Annotated in this window: 13 protein-coding genes; all 13 read right to left on the minus strand. The window is 30.7% G+C overall.

Features of this window, described 5'->3' with window-relative positions:
- Nucleotides 1-862 precede the first annotated feature (862 nt).
- Complete coding sequence (locus tag AC1DVB_RS06135; RefSeq protein WP_477588563.1) at nt 863-2281, minus strand: lipopolysaccharide biosynthesis protein; 1419 nt, start codon at nt 2279-2281, stop codon at nt 863-865.
- An 88-nt stretch (nt 2282-2369) separates the two neighbouring features.
- Nucleotides 2370-3599, minus strand: a complete 1230-nt coding sequence (locus AC1DVB_RS06140) for a polysaccharide pyruvyl transferase family protein (protein ID WP_477588565.1) — start codon at nt 3597-3599, stop codon at nt 2370-2372.
- Between the two features lie 75 nt (nt 3600-3674).
- Nucleotides 3675-4901 (minus strand): glycosyltransferase family 4 protein, encoded by a 1227-nt coding sequence (locus AC1DVB_RS06145; protein ID WP_477588567.1) that lies wholly within the window; start codon nt 4899-4901, stop codon nt 3675-3677.
- Nucleotides 4902-4939: 38 nt separating this feature from the next.
- Nucleotides 4940-6202 (minus strand): O-antigen ligase family protein, encoded by a 1263-nt coding sequence (locus AC1DVB_RS06150; protein ID WP_477588569.1) that lies wholly within the window; start codon nt 6200-6202, stop codon nt 4940-4942.
- Between the two features lie 74 nt (nt 6203-6276).
- Entirely contained in the window at nt 6277-7503 is a 1227-nt protein-coding gene (locus AC1DVB_RS06155; RefSeq protein ID WP_477588571.1) for a glycosyltransferase, read from the minus strand.
- Nucleotides 7504-7584: 81 nt separating this feature from the next.
- On the minus strand, nt 7585-8661 hold the full coding sequence (locus tag AC1DVB_RS06160; protein ID WP_477588573.1) for a glycosyltransferase: 1077 nt from the start codon (nt 8659-8661) through the stop codon (nt 7585-7587).
- Between the two features lie 6 nt (nt 8662-8667).
- Complete coding sequence (gene wecB / locus AC1DVB_RS06165; RefSeq protein WP_477588575.1) at nt 8668-9795, minus strand: non-hydrolyzing UDP-N-acetylglucosamine 2-epimerase; 1128 nt, start codon at nt 9793-9795, stop codon at nt 8668-8670.
- A 3-nt stretch (nt 9796-9798) separates the two neighbouring features.
- On the minus strand, nt 9799-10908 hold the full coding sequence (locus tag AC1DVB_RS06170; RefSeq protein ID WP_477588577.1) for a capsular polysaccharide biosynthesis protein CapF: 1110 nt from the start codon (nt 10906-10908) through the stop codon (nt 9799-9801).
- A gap of 97 nt (nt 10909-11005) precedes the next feature.
- Entirely contained in the window at nt 11006-12037 is a 1032-nt protein-coding gene (locus tag AC1DVB_RS06175; RefSeq protein WP_477588579.1) for a polysaccharide biosynthesis protein, read from the minus strand.
- Between the two features lie 19 nt (nt 12038-12056).
- Nucleotides 12057-13268, minus strand: a complete 1212-nt coding sequence (locus AC1DVB_RS06180; protein ID WP_477588581.1) for a glycosyltransferase family 4 protein — start codon at nt 13266-13268, stop codon at nt 12057-12059.
- 3 nt (nt 13269-13271) lie between these two features.
- Nucleotides 13272-13889 carry an acetyltransferase gene (locus AC1DVB_RS06185; RefSeq protein ID WP_477588583.1) on the minus strand — a complete coding sequence of 206 codons (618 nt, stop codon included), beginning with the start codon at nt 13887-13889 and terminating at the stop codon, nt 13272-13274.
- Nucleotides 13886-14533 (minus strand): sugar transferase, encoded by a 648-nt coding sequence (locus AC1DVB_RS06190; protein WP_477588585.1) that lies wholly within the window; start codon nt 14531-14533, stop codon nt 13886-13888. The genes AC1DVB_RS06185 and AC1DVB_RS06190 overlap by 4 nt, the downstream gene beginning before the upstream one ends.
- The gene (locus AC1DVB_RS06195) at nt 14533-15648 is read right to left on the minus strand and encodes a DegT/DnrJ/EryC1/StrS family aminotransferase (protein ID WP_477588587.1); all 1116 of its coding nucleotides are present in this window, start codon (nt 15646-15648) and stop codon (nt 14533-14535) included. The genes AC1DVB_RS06190 and AC1DVB_RS06195 overlap by 1 nt, the downstream gene beginning before the upstream one ends.
- Nucleotides 15649-15692: the final 44 nt, after the last annotated feature.

Below are 15692 nucleotides of genomic sequence, written 5' to 3' on the forward strand. Positions count from 1 at the left end.
TTAGTTTGATTCGAAATACATAAGTCTGAATATTCTAAATACTCTGTAATTAAAAATCCAAAATATCCTCAACAGTCCTAGGAATTCTTCACTATATCCATGTTTTTACCAAATATATCTTTTTTATTTTAATTAAAGCCTAATATGACTTGTTTTTATAGCTAAAGTTAGTATGCATTCCCTCTTGGATCATAATATCCTAAAAAGCAGAAACTCAGGTCTTAAAAAGAAAGGATTATCATTAATGAATAAAAAAACTTTTTTTATGCCATTTATTCAATCTAATATAATTACACATTGCAATCCTAAGCATTAAATAAACCAAATTTTAGTTATTTATAATTATAACTAAAGCATACTTTTCTCATTTTAGCTAAGTTGCCGAATGTTATACGTTAATATCATCAAAGGTGTAGGATATAATTATCGCTCATAAGTATTCACAATGATTCTAGAACTTTCTCCACTTTTACATCTCTTATACCTTTTATACAGACTAGCATCTTCATAATTTATTAATGATATCATTAATAAATTGAGGTGTTAACAGATAGTTTTGAGCTGCTAAATAAACTACCAAAGATTAACAGCTCAAAAAAACTAAAACTTTTTTCTACCTTCAGATAAAACATAAAGAAAGACTTGGATAGGCATGACTTTTATTAATATTTGATGTAACCATATTCATTACAATTATTTATTTGCATTATTGACGATAAAGATCATTTTGAAGCGTGACAATTAATGGAATTGATCAAAACATTTTGATATTCTTATTTAAGTGGAAATTACAAAACGCAGTGTTTACACAGGAAAAGAAAGGAAAGTAATTAAATTATTTAAGGAAAAAATCACCTTTTAACTAGTGTTGAAAAATCTTTTTTCGCATTTTTTTATACATTAATAAAAAAGGATATTTTGTATACTTAGTGCTTAAAATAATTATTAACCCTAAAATAATTAAATTCAAGAACCAGCTTAGCATATTAAAATGAATATACCCAATAATAATTTGAATACCTAAGAATATAAAAGAAAGAACAATCCTTATAAACGGATATTTAATTTTAACAAACCTTTTTGTATCTATTATTCTATAAATCCACATTATCAAGAAACTTATCATGGTAGCAATCGCTGCTCCATATATTCCAATCGATGGTATTAATATAATATTTAATAAAATATTTGTTACTGCACCTGCACAAGAAGTGTAAAATGCACCTTTTGTTTTTTTCATTGCAACATAATTAGTTCCAATAAAACTTGAAAAACTTGAAAAGAGTGCTGCAAGTACTAATATAGGTGCATATTTCCAGGCATCATAAAATTCATTAGATACTAGCATACTAATAATATATTTGTTGAACATGATATATATAGATGCTGTAATAACCATTACAAAGAAAAATATGTTAAATACATTTGAATAAAAACCATCTTTTTCTTCACTTTCAGATTCCTCAATTGCTGAAACCTGCCACGCATTAAAGAAAATTGAACTTATATTTGAAACTAATGATGGGAACTTATTTGCTATTGCATATATTCCGTTTGCGCTTAAACCTAAATAGTAGGCTAATAAGTATCTATCTGAAATATTTATAAACCACCACATAATTGTATTTGGAATAAGAGGGAGACAATAAAAAAACATTGACCTAACTAAATCTTTATCTAGATATATAAAACCTATATATCTAATTACTTTAGATTTAAAAGATAAAAACATTAAATCAATAGTATATGCTAAAATCATTGAGAGAAAATACCCTTCGATACCTAGGTTAAAAATAAGAATGAACATAATGTTTAATGTAGCAAATACAAATGTATAGATCATGTCACTTAGCATAAATGTTTTATTTAAATTAATTACCCTAGTAAACTGCTTAACAGATGAATGAAGAGACTGAATAATAAATAATATATAAAAAAAGTGTAAATATGGTTTTATATATACTATACTTTCCAATAAAGGGTAAAAACAAATTAATAACAAAGTACCCAAAACAATAAATAGTAAACTGTTGCTTATTACCTGAAAATAAGAATTGTATTTTTTTTCGAGACTAAATCTAATTACAGCTTCTACTATAGATACTGTAAATATCGGTATTAACAACGCTAATGTAACTGTAATTAACTCAATTTGACCAAAATCAGATTTAGTAAATTCGCTAGTATAAAATGGTAACATTAATATATTTATAAACCTAGAACCAAAATTACCAACAGCAAATATTATAGAATTTTTTGCTAACTTATTATATTTATTCATCTTGTCTTAGTCCCCATTTTCAATCACCACCTATTTACTTTAAGATAATAGGTGGCTTTGGTAAAATAAAGTGAAGAGAATAAGCTTATTAAATAATAAGGCCTTTTCTAGCTAAACTTTTAAGTCTATCGTTTTCTTTATTCATTTTGTTAATTAGATTAATATCTTTAATATCTTTAAATATTTGTTGACCAATAGAATTTATATTATTATTAAAATTACACACTTCATAAATTCGATTACTAGAATTGGTAACTTCACCGAATCCCTCAATTTTCCGTTGCCAAATAACTCCAATAAAAGGTAATAAGCATTTCTGTGCAAAAATAAGTGAGTGCATTCGCCCACCTATTAAAAAATTCAATTCTTGATATAGCCCTATTAATTCATCAACTTTATTTATTTTTTTTACTTTAATAATGATAGATTGGTCAGAAACTATTTTAGTATAAACTTCTTCGACTGAGCTATAATCAGCAGTCTCAGTCGAAAATAGAATAAAATTGATTTTATTATTAAAAGACACATTTCTTGATAAACTCATAATCAGTTTATACAGTCCCTCAATATATGAATCATATGTTAATTTGGAATCGAAACATTCCTCTCCTAAGACACAGATACCAATTTTCACTGTTGATAAATTTCCAATCAAAGAAATCCTTTGCTTTTCCATGCTAATAGGCAAAGAAAAAACCGGATCAACAGTTTGAACAATTTCTTTTCCAGTAACTAACTCTTCGCAAACTTTTTTTGAAAAAGAATCTCGGACAGAAATATTGTTTGCAAGATCCAAACCCTTTCCGAATATTTCTTTGTTTACTTGAAAATTAAATGGTCCAGCACCTATATAAGCAATAGAGAGAGGCTTCTTATACTTTGAGGCCAATCTACAATAACTCCTGAAAATCGTTGCCCAATTTGGAATCGAAAGTGTAGGGCTTATATCCATCACCATATTCCCACCTGCTAAAACCAAAATGTCAGAGCTTTTGATATCGCTAATGATTTTTTTCCATTTTTTAGAAAACAAAACATTATAAAGGTAATATGTATTTTCAATACAGTTTACGCCAACTATATTAGTAATAGCTCTTTTTATAACTCCGAGTCTTGATCGTACTTTTGAATTTGTTGTTCTAGTTTTTTGTTCAAATGAAGTTTCAATATTATTTTCTGTTACAGGTGTTACATTAAGAAAATCATATTTTAATACCTCATATCCATTTTCCACAACCAAATTTTCAATAGCATAACTTAAAGCTAAATCACCTAAATTATTACTTCTAAAAAAACTTATTACTACTGCTTTTCGCATATTATTCTCCTTAAAATACTTTGCCCCTAAAACTAACACATGTACGCATTAGTTTTATACTTACTTATCTTTGAACTATATTTTCGTAAAAAATTCATCTAGTTCCATTGGTAGGTTAAGTAAATTGTGATTTTTTATTGTTTGCTTATAGTTATTTTGTAATAACCTATTATATAAATCTTTATTTTTGTACAAAATATTTATTTTCTTAGAAAGCTCTATATAGTTTTCTTTACTAAACGTCAAACAATTAAATCCATCTTTTGTAAATTCTGATGTCTGATTAAAATTAGTAATAATAATAGGCTTTCTTGCCGCACCTGCCTCATAAATAGGTCTTGCCTGATGAGGTTTAATCGATGGAAAAACAACTATATCTGACGCTAAAATATACTTTTCTGGATTAGTTACAGGAGGAAAGAAATCAATCCTATGCCATAAATTATTTCTATCAATTAACTTTAATAAAGTTGCTTCATAATCAAAGCCAATCGCATATTTTATTTTATGATATAGATTTTTACAGTCTTTAATAGTTTTTAATCTCTTCTGACTATTATATTGTAGAAATACAACGCGGATATTATCGTTTTTCATATTAGCCAAAGCTTTTATAATAACATGAGCACCTTTTAACTTTGATATTCCACCCACATAAGCAATATTGAAGGAGTTTAAATTAATACCTAACTTTCCTCTTAATTCTTTATTATCTTTAAATTTATAAAGATCCAAATCTACCTTATCTGTAATTACCTGGCCTATTCCTGATAATTCCCCAGACACTTCACTGTCATGATTCGAAATAAAACATACTCCATCAAAGTTCCTTTTTAAACATTTTTTTATATATTCTGTTCTAACCCCAAATAACCCTTTCGCATATGTTTCACGGTGAAAACAAATAACCTTTATACCCATTTTTTTAATTAGTGATCCCATCCAGCACAATGTCATTGAATTGACTGCTACTATATCTGGTTTGGATATCTCAATAGCATTTTTTATTTCCTGCCATCCTTTTTTAGCAGCTATATCCTTAATATTTTTCAAACTAAATCTTCCAAGAACAAATTTATTACAGCCATTATAATGATTAAAAAGTATAGGAGTAGATTGTGCTTTAATGACTTTAATATTGTTAGCTTCAAGCCAATTGCAAATACTCGGAGGACTTGATGGACAGTAAACTTCTACAGTATATTTATCACGCATTGATTTTATTGAATTAACAATATGGAATAAACTTACACCAGCACCGCCAATATGACCGCTATGGTGAATAATAAAAACTTTTTTCATAGTATTTTTCTCCTAAAATAAACTCGCAATTGTAATTATTAAATAACCTTTTCCTTTAACATTCCAAATACAATAATTGTGTAGAGAATCTCATTATATATTAATAGTTGTGTGTTTATAGAAATCATTATTGCGAGAAAACTAATGATTCCGGTAATCTTGCCGTATTTTGATTTATTTAATAATTTAAATAAATAATATATGAAAATTATAGTAAAGAAGGAACCGAACACAACAAGCAAAGCCCCAATCGTACTTGTATTATGTGAAGTTGAATATGAAGAGTTATTCTTCAAAAGTTCTAATGTTGTGCTAATTAATGAATTTATCCCGCTCCCAAAAAAAGGATTGCTTATCCACACCACAAGATTGACCCATATGGCAACTGTTCTACCTTGAAAAGAAGAGTTATCTTCTGATACCTTATCAAAAGTTCCAAGGACCATCTCTTTGAAATTATCGTTAAATAAGAAAATAAAAAATGAAATAATTATTATTATAATAAGTGAAGATGCAATAATTCGTTTATTTTTTTTAATACTTACATCTAATGGCATTGATTTTTTACTCGGTGAAATAAAAAATGCAAATAAAATAATTAAGGCTGCTATATATCCAGGTGTAGAAAAAGTTGAAATAATCGTGAGAAAAAGCACTATGACCGTAAATATATTTACTTTAGTTTTTTTAAAAAACAGCTCGAAAATCAATGCGAAATTCAGGAAAACTTGGTATACTCCTGCTTCTCTAAAAATACCAAAATTCCTAAAATAATTTATATCATTTACTACAACTGACAATCTCATATCTATAAAGGAGACCCCTGCAGTATTGGTTATTATAGGCGCTAGAGAACTTGGCATACTGAATGTAAGTGGGCGAATAATATAAGTTACGACTAATGAATACAACGCTAAAATCAACATAACTCTTACATACGAAGCTGTAAACTCTCTTAATGAGATAAGATGGGAGAAAAAATAACCAATTAAAATGCAATTAATAACCTTAAAATATCCACCGGAAAAATCCTGATTTAATAACATTGTAATAAAGATTAAGGTTATTAAAACAAATGAAGCATACGTGCTATATTTATTTAATTTTTCCTTTTTTATAAACACATTAAAAAAGAAAAAAACGACTAAGATAAAAAACAAATAAAATATTGATTGTCCAGGTCCCTTGAAAAATACAGATGGAAAAGTCTCATTATTAAAATAAATAAGAATTCCAACCAAAAAAATTGAAAAAATGTTTATATCATTATAAACATTTTTCTTTTCGATGTTAAAAAGCATATAAAACCAACCTCACCTTTTTGTCTAATCATATGCCTTCATCTTGAAATAATCTCTAAGAATCAAAAAAATATTTATTCAAATTTATTACAAATCACTTGTTTCTCAATCATTTCTGTTATTTTACGAGTCTGGATATTACTATTCTTATTTTTTAAGACAAACATCCTAGAATTAAGTCCAAAATTATTCAATTCTTTTTGAGATTTTGATAAAATATCTTGTATCTTTTGCTTTAATGTATCTATTTCCTCAATTATATATAAATATTGTAAATATTCTTCAGGAATACCTTTTAATTTGGTAGTTAGAAAAGGGGTGCCTGATACCATATATTCAAAAGTCTTAGACGGAAATGAATACATAGTATATTCATCCTGAGGATTTCTTATATTTACTAATAAAGTTGCCTTTTTTTCATACTCAAAGACTACTTCACGAGGCTTAAAACCAAAAAAATGAACTCGTGAGTCTCTTTGACAAAGTTCTTCTATATATCCTTTCATATCTCCGTCACCAAAAAGCCACAATTGTAAGTGATCGTCTTCAATTTTTTCAAAGACATCTAAGATATTTTTCACCCCGTACTCAAAAGCTAATGTCCCAGCATACATTATCGCTTTCTCTTTTTTTACTTGATCTAAATTAAGAGTGTTATTAAATATCCCTTCTAACACCAGATATGGTTTATTAAATGGATTTACTTTTTGATTCATTGGTTCGGTGAATAAAACATAGCCATCATAATTATGCTCTATAAAATCAACTAACCTTATATAATAGGGTAGAAGGAATTTTTTAAACCACGGCATTTCCTTTTGTCTTTTTAAGCTCAATATATCACTTGATAGATCAGTGAAAATATTAACACGTTTTATTCGGAAAACTTTTGAGGCTAAGTATATTCCTAAGGATAAAGGTGTATAGTTAAATGGAGTTAAAATTATTTTTTGATCATTATTGCGATTTTCCAATCCCCAAATCATTGTCAACGTTAATCCTTGAAAAAAAGAAAAAATCTCTTTAACAAACGGCAGATTTATATTAGATAAATATCTCACTGTATATTTGTTGTTTAATTTCTTTATTCTTTTCTTAAATCTTAAATATGTTCCTTTTGGGTAATATGGCTCTTGGTACAAATAATAGATATTCATATCGATATTTTCAATATCCGAAAAGCCGCTTACTAGAGCCTTTTCAAACATGTATTGGGCAACCTGTGATGGCATGCTTTTTTTGCTAGAAACTGTATCAAACCATTCTTCATCACAAACACTCCCAAAGTATAAAATTTTCATAGCACACCTACATGATCTAGATTTTCAAATGGTTTAGCATTTGAAGCAATTCATTTACCTAATATTCCAGATATTCATTTATTAAGTTAGAAGCGTAATTAATTTTCTCTCATGCTGAATTTCATATTGTCGTACTTCAAGTTGTGGTTTATATATTACCTTCTTATTTATATATTGTTGCATTAATACGCATAGCTCTTTTGAATTAGATGCTTCAAAATATTTTACGTTTTCATACCCTTTTAGTATTTCTAGGGCAAACGGTGTTTCTGCAGCAAGAATGATTCCTTTATGCATTCTCGCTTCAAGCATCGGCAATCCAAAAGTTTCTATATAAGATGGAAAAATTAATATCGATTTAGTGTATAAGTCAAAAACTTCATTTCTTGTTTTATTTCCTTCAAAACGAATGGGTAGCTGTTCTTCATGCACTTGCCTATATAAACTTCTTATATGATTATTTTCATCTCCGTTAAGTGTGAAGATTACTTCATGATTTATCTTGCCTAACTTTTTCAATTTTTTACTCGCGTCTACTATTACTTGGTGGTTTTTATACTCGGCGCCACTCGCAGGATAAAAGAAAGTTGATAATGACTTATCATTTGGTACAAAGTACTTTTTAACTTCTAAATTAATTGTAGGCGGAATAATTTCAATTTTGCAGCTATCTACTTTGGCTTTTTCGATTATAGCTTGTCTCATCCATTCAGTTTGAACTATAACCTTCTGTGATTTGTTTATTGAATTTATTATATTTTTACCTATAATATTTTGATATACCCAAAGAAGTCTATTATCTTTGAAAGAAAATTTATAATCGACAAAAGGTAAAGATTGATGTACATATAGGATTTGTTCACAATTCACACGAGGAATTGTAATATTTTGAAGAGAAAATACCTTATCCACCTTATATTGTTTTACCAACTTAGGTGCAACGACTTGATCAAAATAAAGTCGATGCCCCCAACTTTTCTTTATCCATGGAAACCTTAGAACTCTAATATTTTCTGTCTCGTTCAATATTGGGTTACTTAACACAAATATCCAATTAATGTTTGCATGCTCACTCTCAACGACTTCATCGTAAAAATCACTTAAAACAGAGAGCGCACCACCTTTTTCAGCTGGAACATCAAAAACCATAATATTCATAGTAGATTAAGCCTTCCCCCAAACAACCCTATTAACATAATCCGTATAGGACAAAATTATTCTAAGCACCTTATCTGATACATTCGGCATACTATAATCACCAACAAGTCTTAGTGTATCTTTTTCTTGTGTCTTCAATATCTCTAGCCCTTGTAATATTCTTTCTTTTTTCAAACCAACCATCATAACCGATGCTTCTTCCATTGCTTCTGGTCTCTCATGAGCTTGTCTTATATTGAGTGCTTTAAATCCAAGAATAGAAGATTCCTCACTAATTGTTCCACTATCACTAAGGACTGCCTTAGCTTTTGTTTGAAGCTTCACATAATCATTAAAACCTAATGGTTTCATCGTTTTCACTAAAGAGTTAAATTCAATCCCTTTAGCATTAATCATATTTCTAGTCCTAGGATGGGTACTTACAATAACAGGCATATTGTATTTTTCTGCAACGGCATTTAAACTATCTACTAAATTCATAAAATTAGTTTCTGAATTTATATTTTCTTCCCTATGAGCTGACACTACAAAATAATTTCCCTCATCAAGATTTAACCTCTCTAATACATCTGATTCTTCAATGTCACCTTTTCTTGAATTGAGGACTTCAAACATTGGACTTCCAGTTTTTATTATTCTATCGGCAGGTAGTCCCTCTCTTAACAAGTATTCTCTTGCAATGTCACTATAAGTTAAATTAATATCAGCTGTATGATCGACAATTTTTCTATTAGTTTCTTCTGGTACTCTTTGATCAAAGCATCTATTGCCTGCTTCCATATGGAAAATAGGAATATGTCTTCTCTTAGCTGCAATAGCACATAAGCAGCTATTAGTATCACCCAGTACCAAAATAGCATCTGGTTTTACTTCTTCCATAATAGGATCAATTCTAATCAAAATATTCCCGATAGTTTCTACTGCAGTTCCGTTTGCAGCATCAAGGAAATAATTAGGTTTTTTTAGTTTAAAATCATTAAAAAACACTTCATTTAATTCATAATCATAATTTTGACCCGTATGAACAAGTATATGTTCTACAGCATCTGACTCTTCTAATTTATTAATAACAGCAGATAATCTTATAATCTCAGGCCTAGTCCCAACGACTGTCATTACTTTTAATTTCTTCATTAATTATACCTCCAAGAAGTAAGTATCTGGTTTTTCAGGATCAAAACATTCATTAACCCACATAACTGTTACAAGATCGCTTTCTCCTACATTTACAATGGAATGTGTATATCCAGTAGGTATATCTACAACTTGTAACTTTTCGCCGCTAACTCTATATTCAATAATTTCATCTGAATCTATCTTTCTAAATCTAATAAGTCCTTCTCCACTTACTACTAAAAATTTTTCATTTTTAGTATGATGCCAGTGGTTTCCTTTAGTAATGCCAGGTTTTGATACATTTACTGACACTTGTCCTCTTTCAGGAGTTCTAATAAACTCTGTAAAAGAACCTCTGTGATCACAATTCATTTTTAAATCATAGGAAAAGTTGTCTTCCGGTAAAAAGCTTAAATATGTACTGTAAAGCTTTTTCGTTAAGGCGTCTTCCATATTAGGAATGCTTAACTCTACTCTACTTTCTTTAAAACTTTTTATACGTTCAGCTAAATCCCCTAATTTAATAGTATGTGTTGTTTTCACAAAGCAATATTGATTCTTTTTAGTCGGATTGCCTTCTAAAGCGTTTAAAAACTCTTCTAGAATATCATCAATATAACAGAGCGTTAAATCGGCATCATCATTGTTAATTTGAATATCTATATTTCTAGCGATATTATAACAAAATGTTGCTACAACCGTGTTGTAGTTAGGTTTACTCCACTTTCCAAATAAATTAGGGAGTCTGTATACAAATACCTCCGCTCCTGTTTGATGACCATATTCAAACAGGACATCCTCACCGGCTTTTTTGCTTCTGCCATATGGATTTTCTTTTTCAGCCTGTATCGACGAAGTAATGAGCACAGGTGATTTATTATTATGTTTTTTTAATAGCTCTAGTAATTCAAGCGTAAAATGGAAATTGCCTAGCATAAATTCTTTTTCATCGTCAGGACGGTTTACTCCCGCCAAATGAAAAACAAAATCGCATTCTTTTGTATAAGTATTCAATAATGACGGTTCAGTTTCTCTCGTAACCTTAAGAATATCTTCAAAGCCTTTATTTTTTAATTCTGCAATTAAATTTTTCCCTACGAATCCATTTGCTCCTGTAACGAGTATTTTCACTTTATAAACCAACCTTTCAAAATACGTAAAAAGAAAATATAATAAATGACGCTAATGCCTGAACACGGATAAGGCGAAATAATTGCTTCAAGTTTTCTTATTTTGAAGAAAGTACCTTCATATCCTTAAGTTCATTTTGAACATACTCTAATTCAAGTAGTTTTTCTTTAATCTGTTCTATACTTAAGATTTGCGTATTATGAGAGTTATATTCTACTTCAGTAGATAACTTTTTATCTCCTTCGGCAAAATATTTATCATAATTTAAATCTCTTTTATCTGCTGAAACCCGGAAGAAACCACCTAAATCCTCTGCAACTACATATTCTTCTCTCGTAAGCAGGGTTTCATATAATTTTTCTCCATGTCTTGTACCGATAACCTTAATCTCATTATCTGCCTTAAATAATTCTTTAATAGCTTGAGCTAAATCTCCAATATAACTTGCAGGTGCTTTTTGAACCATAATGTCCCCTGCAACTGCATTTTGGAAGGCAAATATCACTAGCTCGACTGCTTCTTCCAGACTCATGAGATACCTTGTCATATTAGGGTCAGTAATGGTTAGAGGCTGACCACTTTTGATTTGTTCTATGAATAATGGTATGACAGATCCACGTGAGGCCATTACATTACCATACCTAGTTCCACAAATAAGTGTTCTTTCTGGATCGACAGTTTTTGCTTTAGCAACAAAAACTTTTTCCATCATGGCTTTTGAGATACCCATGGCATTAATTGGATAGGCTGCTTTATCAGTCGAAAGACAAATTACCTTTTTGACTTCATAATCAATAGCTGCTGTTAAAACATTATCCGTCCCTAAAATATTAGTTTTTACAGCTTCTAGTGGGAAAAATTCACAAGAAGGAACTTGTTTAAGAGCAGCAGCATGAAAAACATAATCTACTCCGTGCATTGCATTTTTAACACTTGCAAGGTCTCTAACGTCACCAATATAAAACTTCAACTTTTCATTTCTATATAACTTTCGCATATCATCTTGCTTTTTTTCGTCCCGCGAAAAGATTCGAATTTCTTTAATATCACTATCCAAGAACCTCTCCATAACTGCATTTCCAAATGAACCAGTACCACCTGTTATTAATAAAGTTTTATCCTTAAACATACATTTACCTCTTTTCATGTTATTTAATGTGTTTCATTATTATTTCATAAGAGTGCTTGGCTGTATAATTATCTTCTAAGTACCTTCTAGCGTTTAAACCCATCTGTATTCTTAATTCATTATCACATAACTGGTGTATTTTTTTATTGAATTGCTCAACATTACTACTCTCACACCAAAATCCAAATTCACCTTGTTCAACAATTTCTCCAATATCAGTGTGTACATCAGTCGCTGCTAAGACAGGCATTGAAGCCTGCATATAAGAAAGAAGTCTAGAAGGGAAATTTGGTATTGTAAATCGATTATCCAGAAAAATTAATCCAACATCGCACGAATTAGCTAGAACTTCATATTCCTCTTTAGGTAACTGAGAAAATAAAAGGGCATTAGTCGGTTTTTCATTGTCAAAAAAAGTTTTAAGCTTATTATACTCTGTACCCGAACCAACTATAACAAAATAAACATTGTCATTAGCTTTGTTAGCCGCCAAACACTCAATTAAAAAGTCAATCCCCTGTGGTTTCCCAATATTTCCACCATAGATAAAAATGGTCTTACCCAGAGGTATGCTATATTTCTTTTTTATCTCAACTTTTAATTTCTCATCTTTTTTTATATTAATTGGCTCTATGCTATTAGGACATATTTCAACAATATTTGCGGGTATTTCAGGATTGTATTTCAATAAAAAATCAACATTTGCTTGAGACATACAACCAATATAATCAGATATCTTATATAATCTCTTTTCTTTATATCGGAAATAACTGTATAAAAAACCTATAATCCCTGTTTTCTTTATCATGCCAAGATCTACTGCATTTTGCGGGAAAATGTCTTTTAACAATAGATAAGCTTTTGCATTATCTCTCATTTTTACATATTCAACAGCTTTTTGGAGTGTTATTGGCGGGGTTGAATAAATTACTAAATCAAATTTAACATCTGAAAAATAATTTTTAATCCCCCTTAAAAAATTTGATTCCAAAGTAAGAGTTGATATGCCTTTTTCAATCTTATTAGTTTTTTGAATGTTACCTATCTGCAATTTAAGTAATTTATAATTTCCCTTCTCAATCAACCTAGTTGTTTTTTGTTTCCTCTTTTCTGTGGGAGAAATAACATAAACATTATGGTGATTTTTAACAAATTCTCGTAATAAATCAGTGTAAATACCACTTTCTTCAATTGTTGAAAAATCTAATAGTGTTAAAAATAATACATTCAAAATTTAAACTCTCCTCACCGGTACCCCTACATAAGTACCAGGTTCAGTTATATCATTAATAACTACAGCACCAGCTCCGACTTTACACCCGCTAGTAATGTTTACATTATTACTTACTATGCTGCCAATACCTAACCACGAGCAATGCCCAACTCTAACCGTACCAGCTAAATGCGCACCTGGTGATATATGAACATAATCTTCAATCAAATTGTCATGATCTATGGTTGCTCCAGTATTGATAATGCAACCTTTTCCTATTCTAGTACAGCTGTTAATCACTACTCCAGCCGTGACGACTGTTCCAGATTTCAACTCAACTTGTTTTCCAATAACAGCACTAGGATGGACCAAAGTGGGAATCCTTGCACCTGCAACTTCAAGCTTCTCCTGAATTTTTGCTCGTATAGAATTATTACCTATACCTACAAAAATTTCGTATTCATTAATACGTCTAAAGGCTTCTCTTGTTTTCCCAATAACATCCATCCCTAATGATGAATTAATCTTTTCGTTATCGTCTAAAAAGGCAATGCTTTGCCATTTTTTCATTTTCAATGCGATATCAGCAACAACCTTCCCATGTCCACTGGCTCCAATTATTAGAAGTTTGTTTTTCATATTTTCATTCTTTCCTTATGATTAGTTCCCATGAAGGGTTCCATCGTAGCAGCAGCTTCTGAATTTATATCTTCCCTGACAAATACCTTTTTAATAGTTAGAAAAATAATCTTCCAGTCCCCAGTGAAGGTTACATTATCTACATACTCCACATCAAGATTAAATTTTTTTTCCCAACTAATAGCATTTCTACCGTTCACCTGAGCCAAACCAGACAATCCAGGTCTAACCTCATGCCGACGCTTTTGATGCCCATTGTAGATTGGGAGATACTGAACCAGCAAGGGCCTAGGGCCCACAATCGACATATCTCCTCTAAGAATATTAAAAAGTTCCGGAAGTTCATCGAGGGACGTAGAGCGGAGTAACTTTCCAAACCTCGTCAACCTAACACTATCAGGAAGCAGCTCTCCATGTTCATCTCTTTCATCGGTCATGGTTCTAAATTTATACATCAGAAAAACTTCCTCATTAAGTCCTGGCCTTTTTTGTTTAAACAACACTGGGCTACCCAGCTTTACTCTTACAAGCAAAGCAACAACCAGAAGGATAGGACTAAGGATTACAATAGCTAACAAAGATAGTATGAAATCCATCGGTCTTTTTATAAATCTTCTATAAATACCACCCTTAGAAGGTTTCATTACCTTTCCCACAACCCTTTAATAATTTCAACAACTCTCTCCAAATCCTCATCCGTTAACTTCGTATCAGAAGGCAAGCAAATACCATTCTCAAACAATTTCTCCGATACATTTGTACCCACGAAGTCATACTTCTCAAAAAATGGCTGAAGATGCATTGGCTTCCAAACAGGTCTTGACTCTATATTTTCTTTTTCAAGAGCTTCCATAACATCTATCGGTCTAACCTTACCATTCAAAGTCATAGAACTTAACCAATAATTCGGTTTATCCCACTCATTACTAGGCATGAACTCTACACCGTCAAGTTCACTAAGTTCTCTTTTATAAAATTCTAAGATATGGTTTTTCTTCTCAACTCTTTGATCTAATACCTTTAGCTGCCCTCTACCAATCCCAGCAACTACATTGCTCATCCGGTAATTAAATCCTAATTCACTATGCTGATAGTGCCTTGCTTGGTCCCTACTTTGAGTGGCCCAAAATCTTGTCTTAGCAATACGCTCCTCATTATTAGAAACTAGCATCCCACCGCCTGAAGTAGTGATAATCTTATTCCCATTAAAAGAGAAAATCCCATAATCACCAAAGGTTCCAGTATGTCTTCCTTTATAATAAGTACCTAAGCTTTCAGCAGCATCTTCTATTACTGCTACCTTATGCTTATTGCAAATCTCCATTATCTTATCCATATCTGCAGAAAGTCCGTAAAGATGAACTATAATTACAGCTTTTACTTCAGGGTATTTCTCAAAGGCATCTTCCAAAGCTTTAGGGCACATATTCCAACTCTCGTAATCACTATCTATAAAAACAGGAATAGCATTTTGATAGATTATCGGGTTAGCTGTTGCTGAGAATGTCAGTGTCGGACAAAATACAATATCCCCTTCCCCAACTCCCACTGCTTTAAGAGCCAAATGAATCGCCGCTGTTCCCGAAGATAAAGCTGCAGCAGCTTCACTCCCTACCTTAGCTGCCAGTTCTTTTTCAAATTGATTCACGTTTTCCCCGAGAGGAGCAATCCAGTTCGTATCAAAAGCTTCCTTAACATATTCCATTTCATAACCTTCATCACTCATATGTGGTGATGAGAGGAATAATCTATCTCTCATATTCTAAAACTTCCTTCCTACAATAAGTCACTTTATATGTAGTT

The organism is Peribacillus sp. P4_D6 (assembly GCF_056401795.1).

Excerpts from the sequence above, each read along its gene's own strand:
- AC1DVB_RS06190 (WP_477588585.1), bottom strand. The coding sequence starts at position 14,533 with ATGAAACCTTCTAAGGGTGGTATTTATAGAAGATTTATAAAAAGACCG.
- AC1DVB_RS06145 (WP_477588567.1), bottom strand. The coding sequence starts at position 4,901 with ATGAAAAAAGTTTTTATTATTCACCATAGCGGTCATATTGGCGGTGCT.
- AC1DVB_RS06155 (WP_477588571.1), bottom strand. The coding sequence starts at position 7,503 with ATGAAAATTTTATACTTTGGGAGTGTTTGTGATGAAGAATGGTTTGAT.
- AC1DVB_RS06150 (WP_477588569.1), bottom strand. The coding sequence starts at position 6,202 with ATGCTTTTTAACATCGAAAAGAAAAATGTTTATAATGATATAAACATT.
- AC1DVB_RS06185 (WP_477588583.1), bottom strand. The coding sequence starts at position 13,889 with ATGAAAAACAAACTTCTAATAATTGGAGCCAGTGGACATGGGAAGGTT.
- wecB (WP_477588575.1), bottom strand. The coding sequence starts at position 9,795 with ATGAAGAAATTAAAAGTAATGACAGTCGTTGGGACTAGGCCTGAGATT.
- AC1DVB_RS06135 (WP_477588563.1), bottom strand. The coding sequence starts at position 2,281 with ATGAATAAATATAATAAGTTAGCAAAAAATTCTATAATATTTGCTGTT.
- AC1DVB_RS06175 (WP_477588579.1), bottom strand. The coding sequence starts at position 12,037 with ATGTTTAAGGATAAAACTTTATTAATAACAGGTGGTACTGGTTCATTT.
- AC1DVB_RS06195 (WP_477588587.1), bottom strand. The coding sequence starts at position 15,648 with ATGAGAGATAGATTATTCCTCTCATCACCACATATGAGTGATGAAGGT.
- AC1DVB_RS06140 (WP_477588565.1), bottom strand. The coding sequence starts at position 3,599 with ATGCGAAAAGCAGTAGTAATAAGTTTTTTTAGAAGTAATAATTTAGGT.
- AC1DVB_RS06160 (WP_477588573.1), bottom strand. The coding sequence starts at position 8,661 with ATGAATATTATGGTTTTTGATGTTCCAGCTGAAAAAGGTGGTGCGCTC.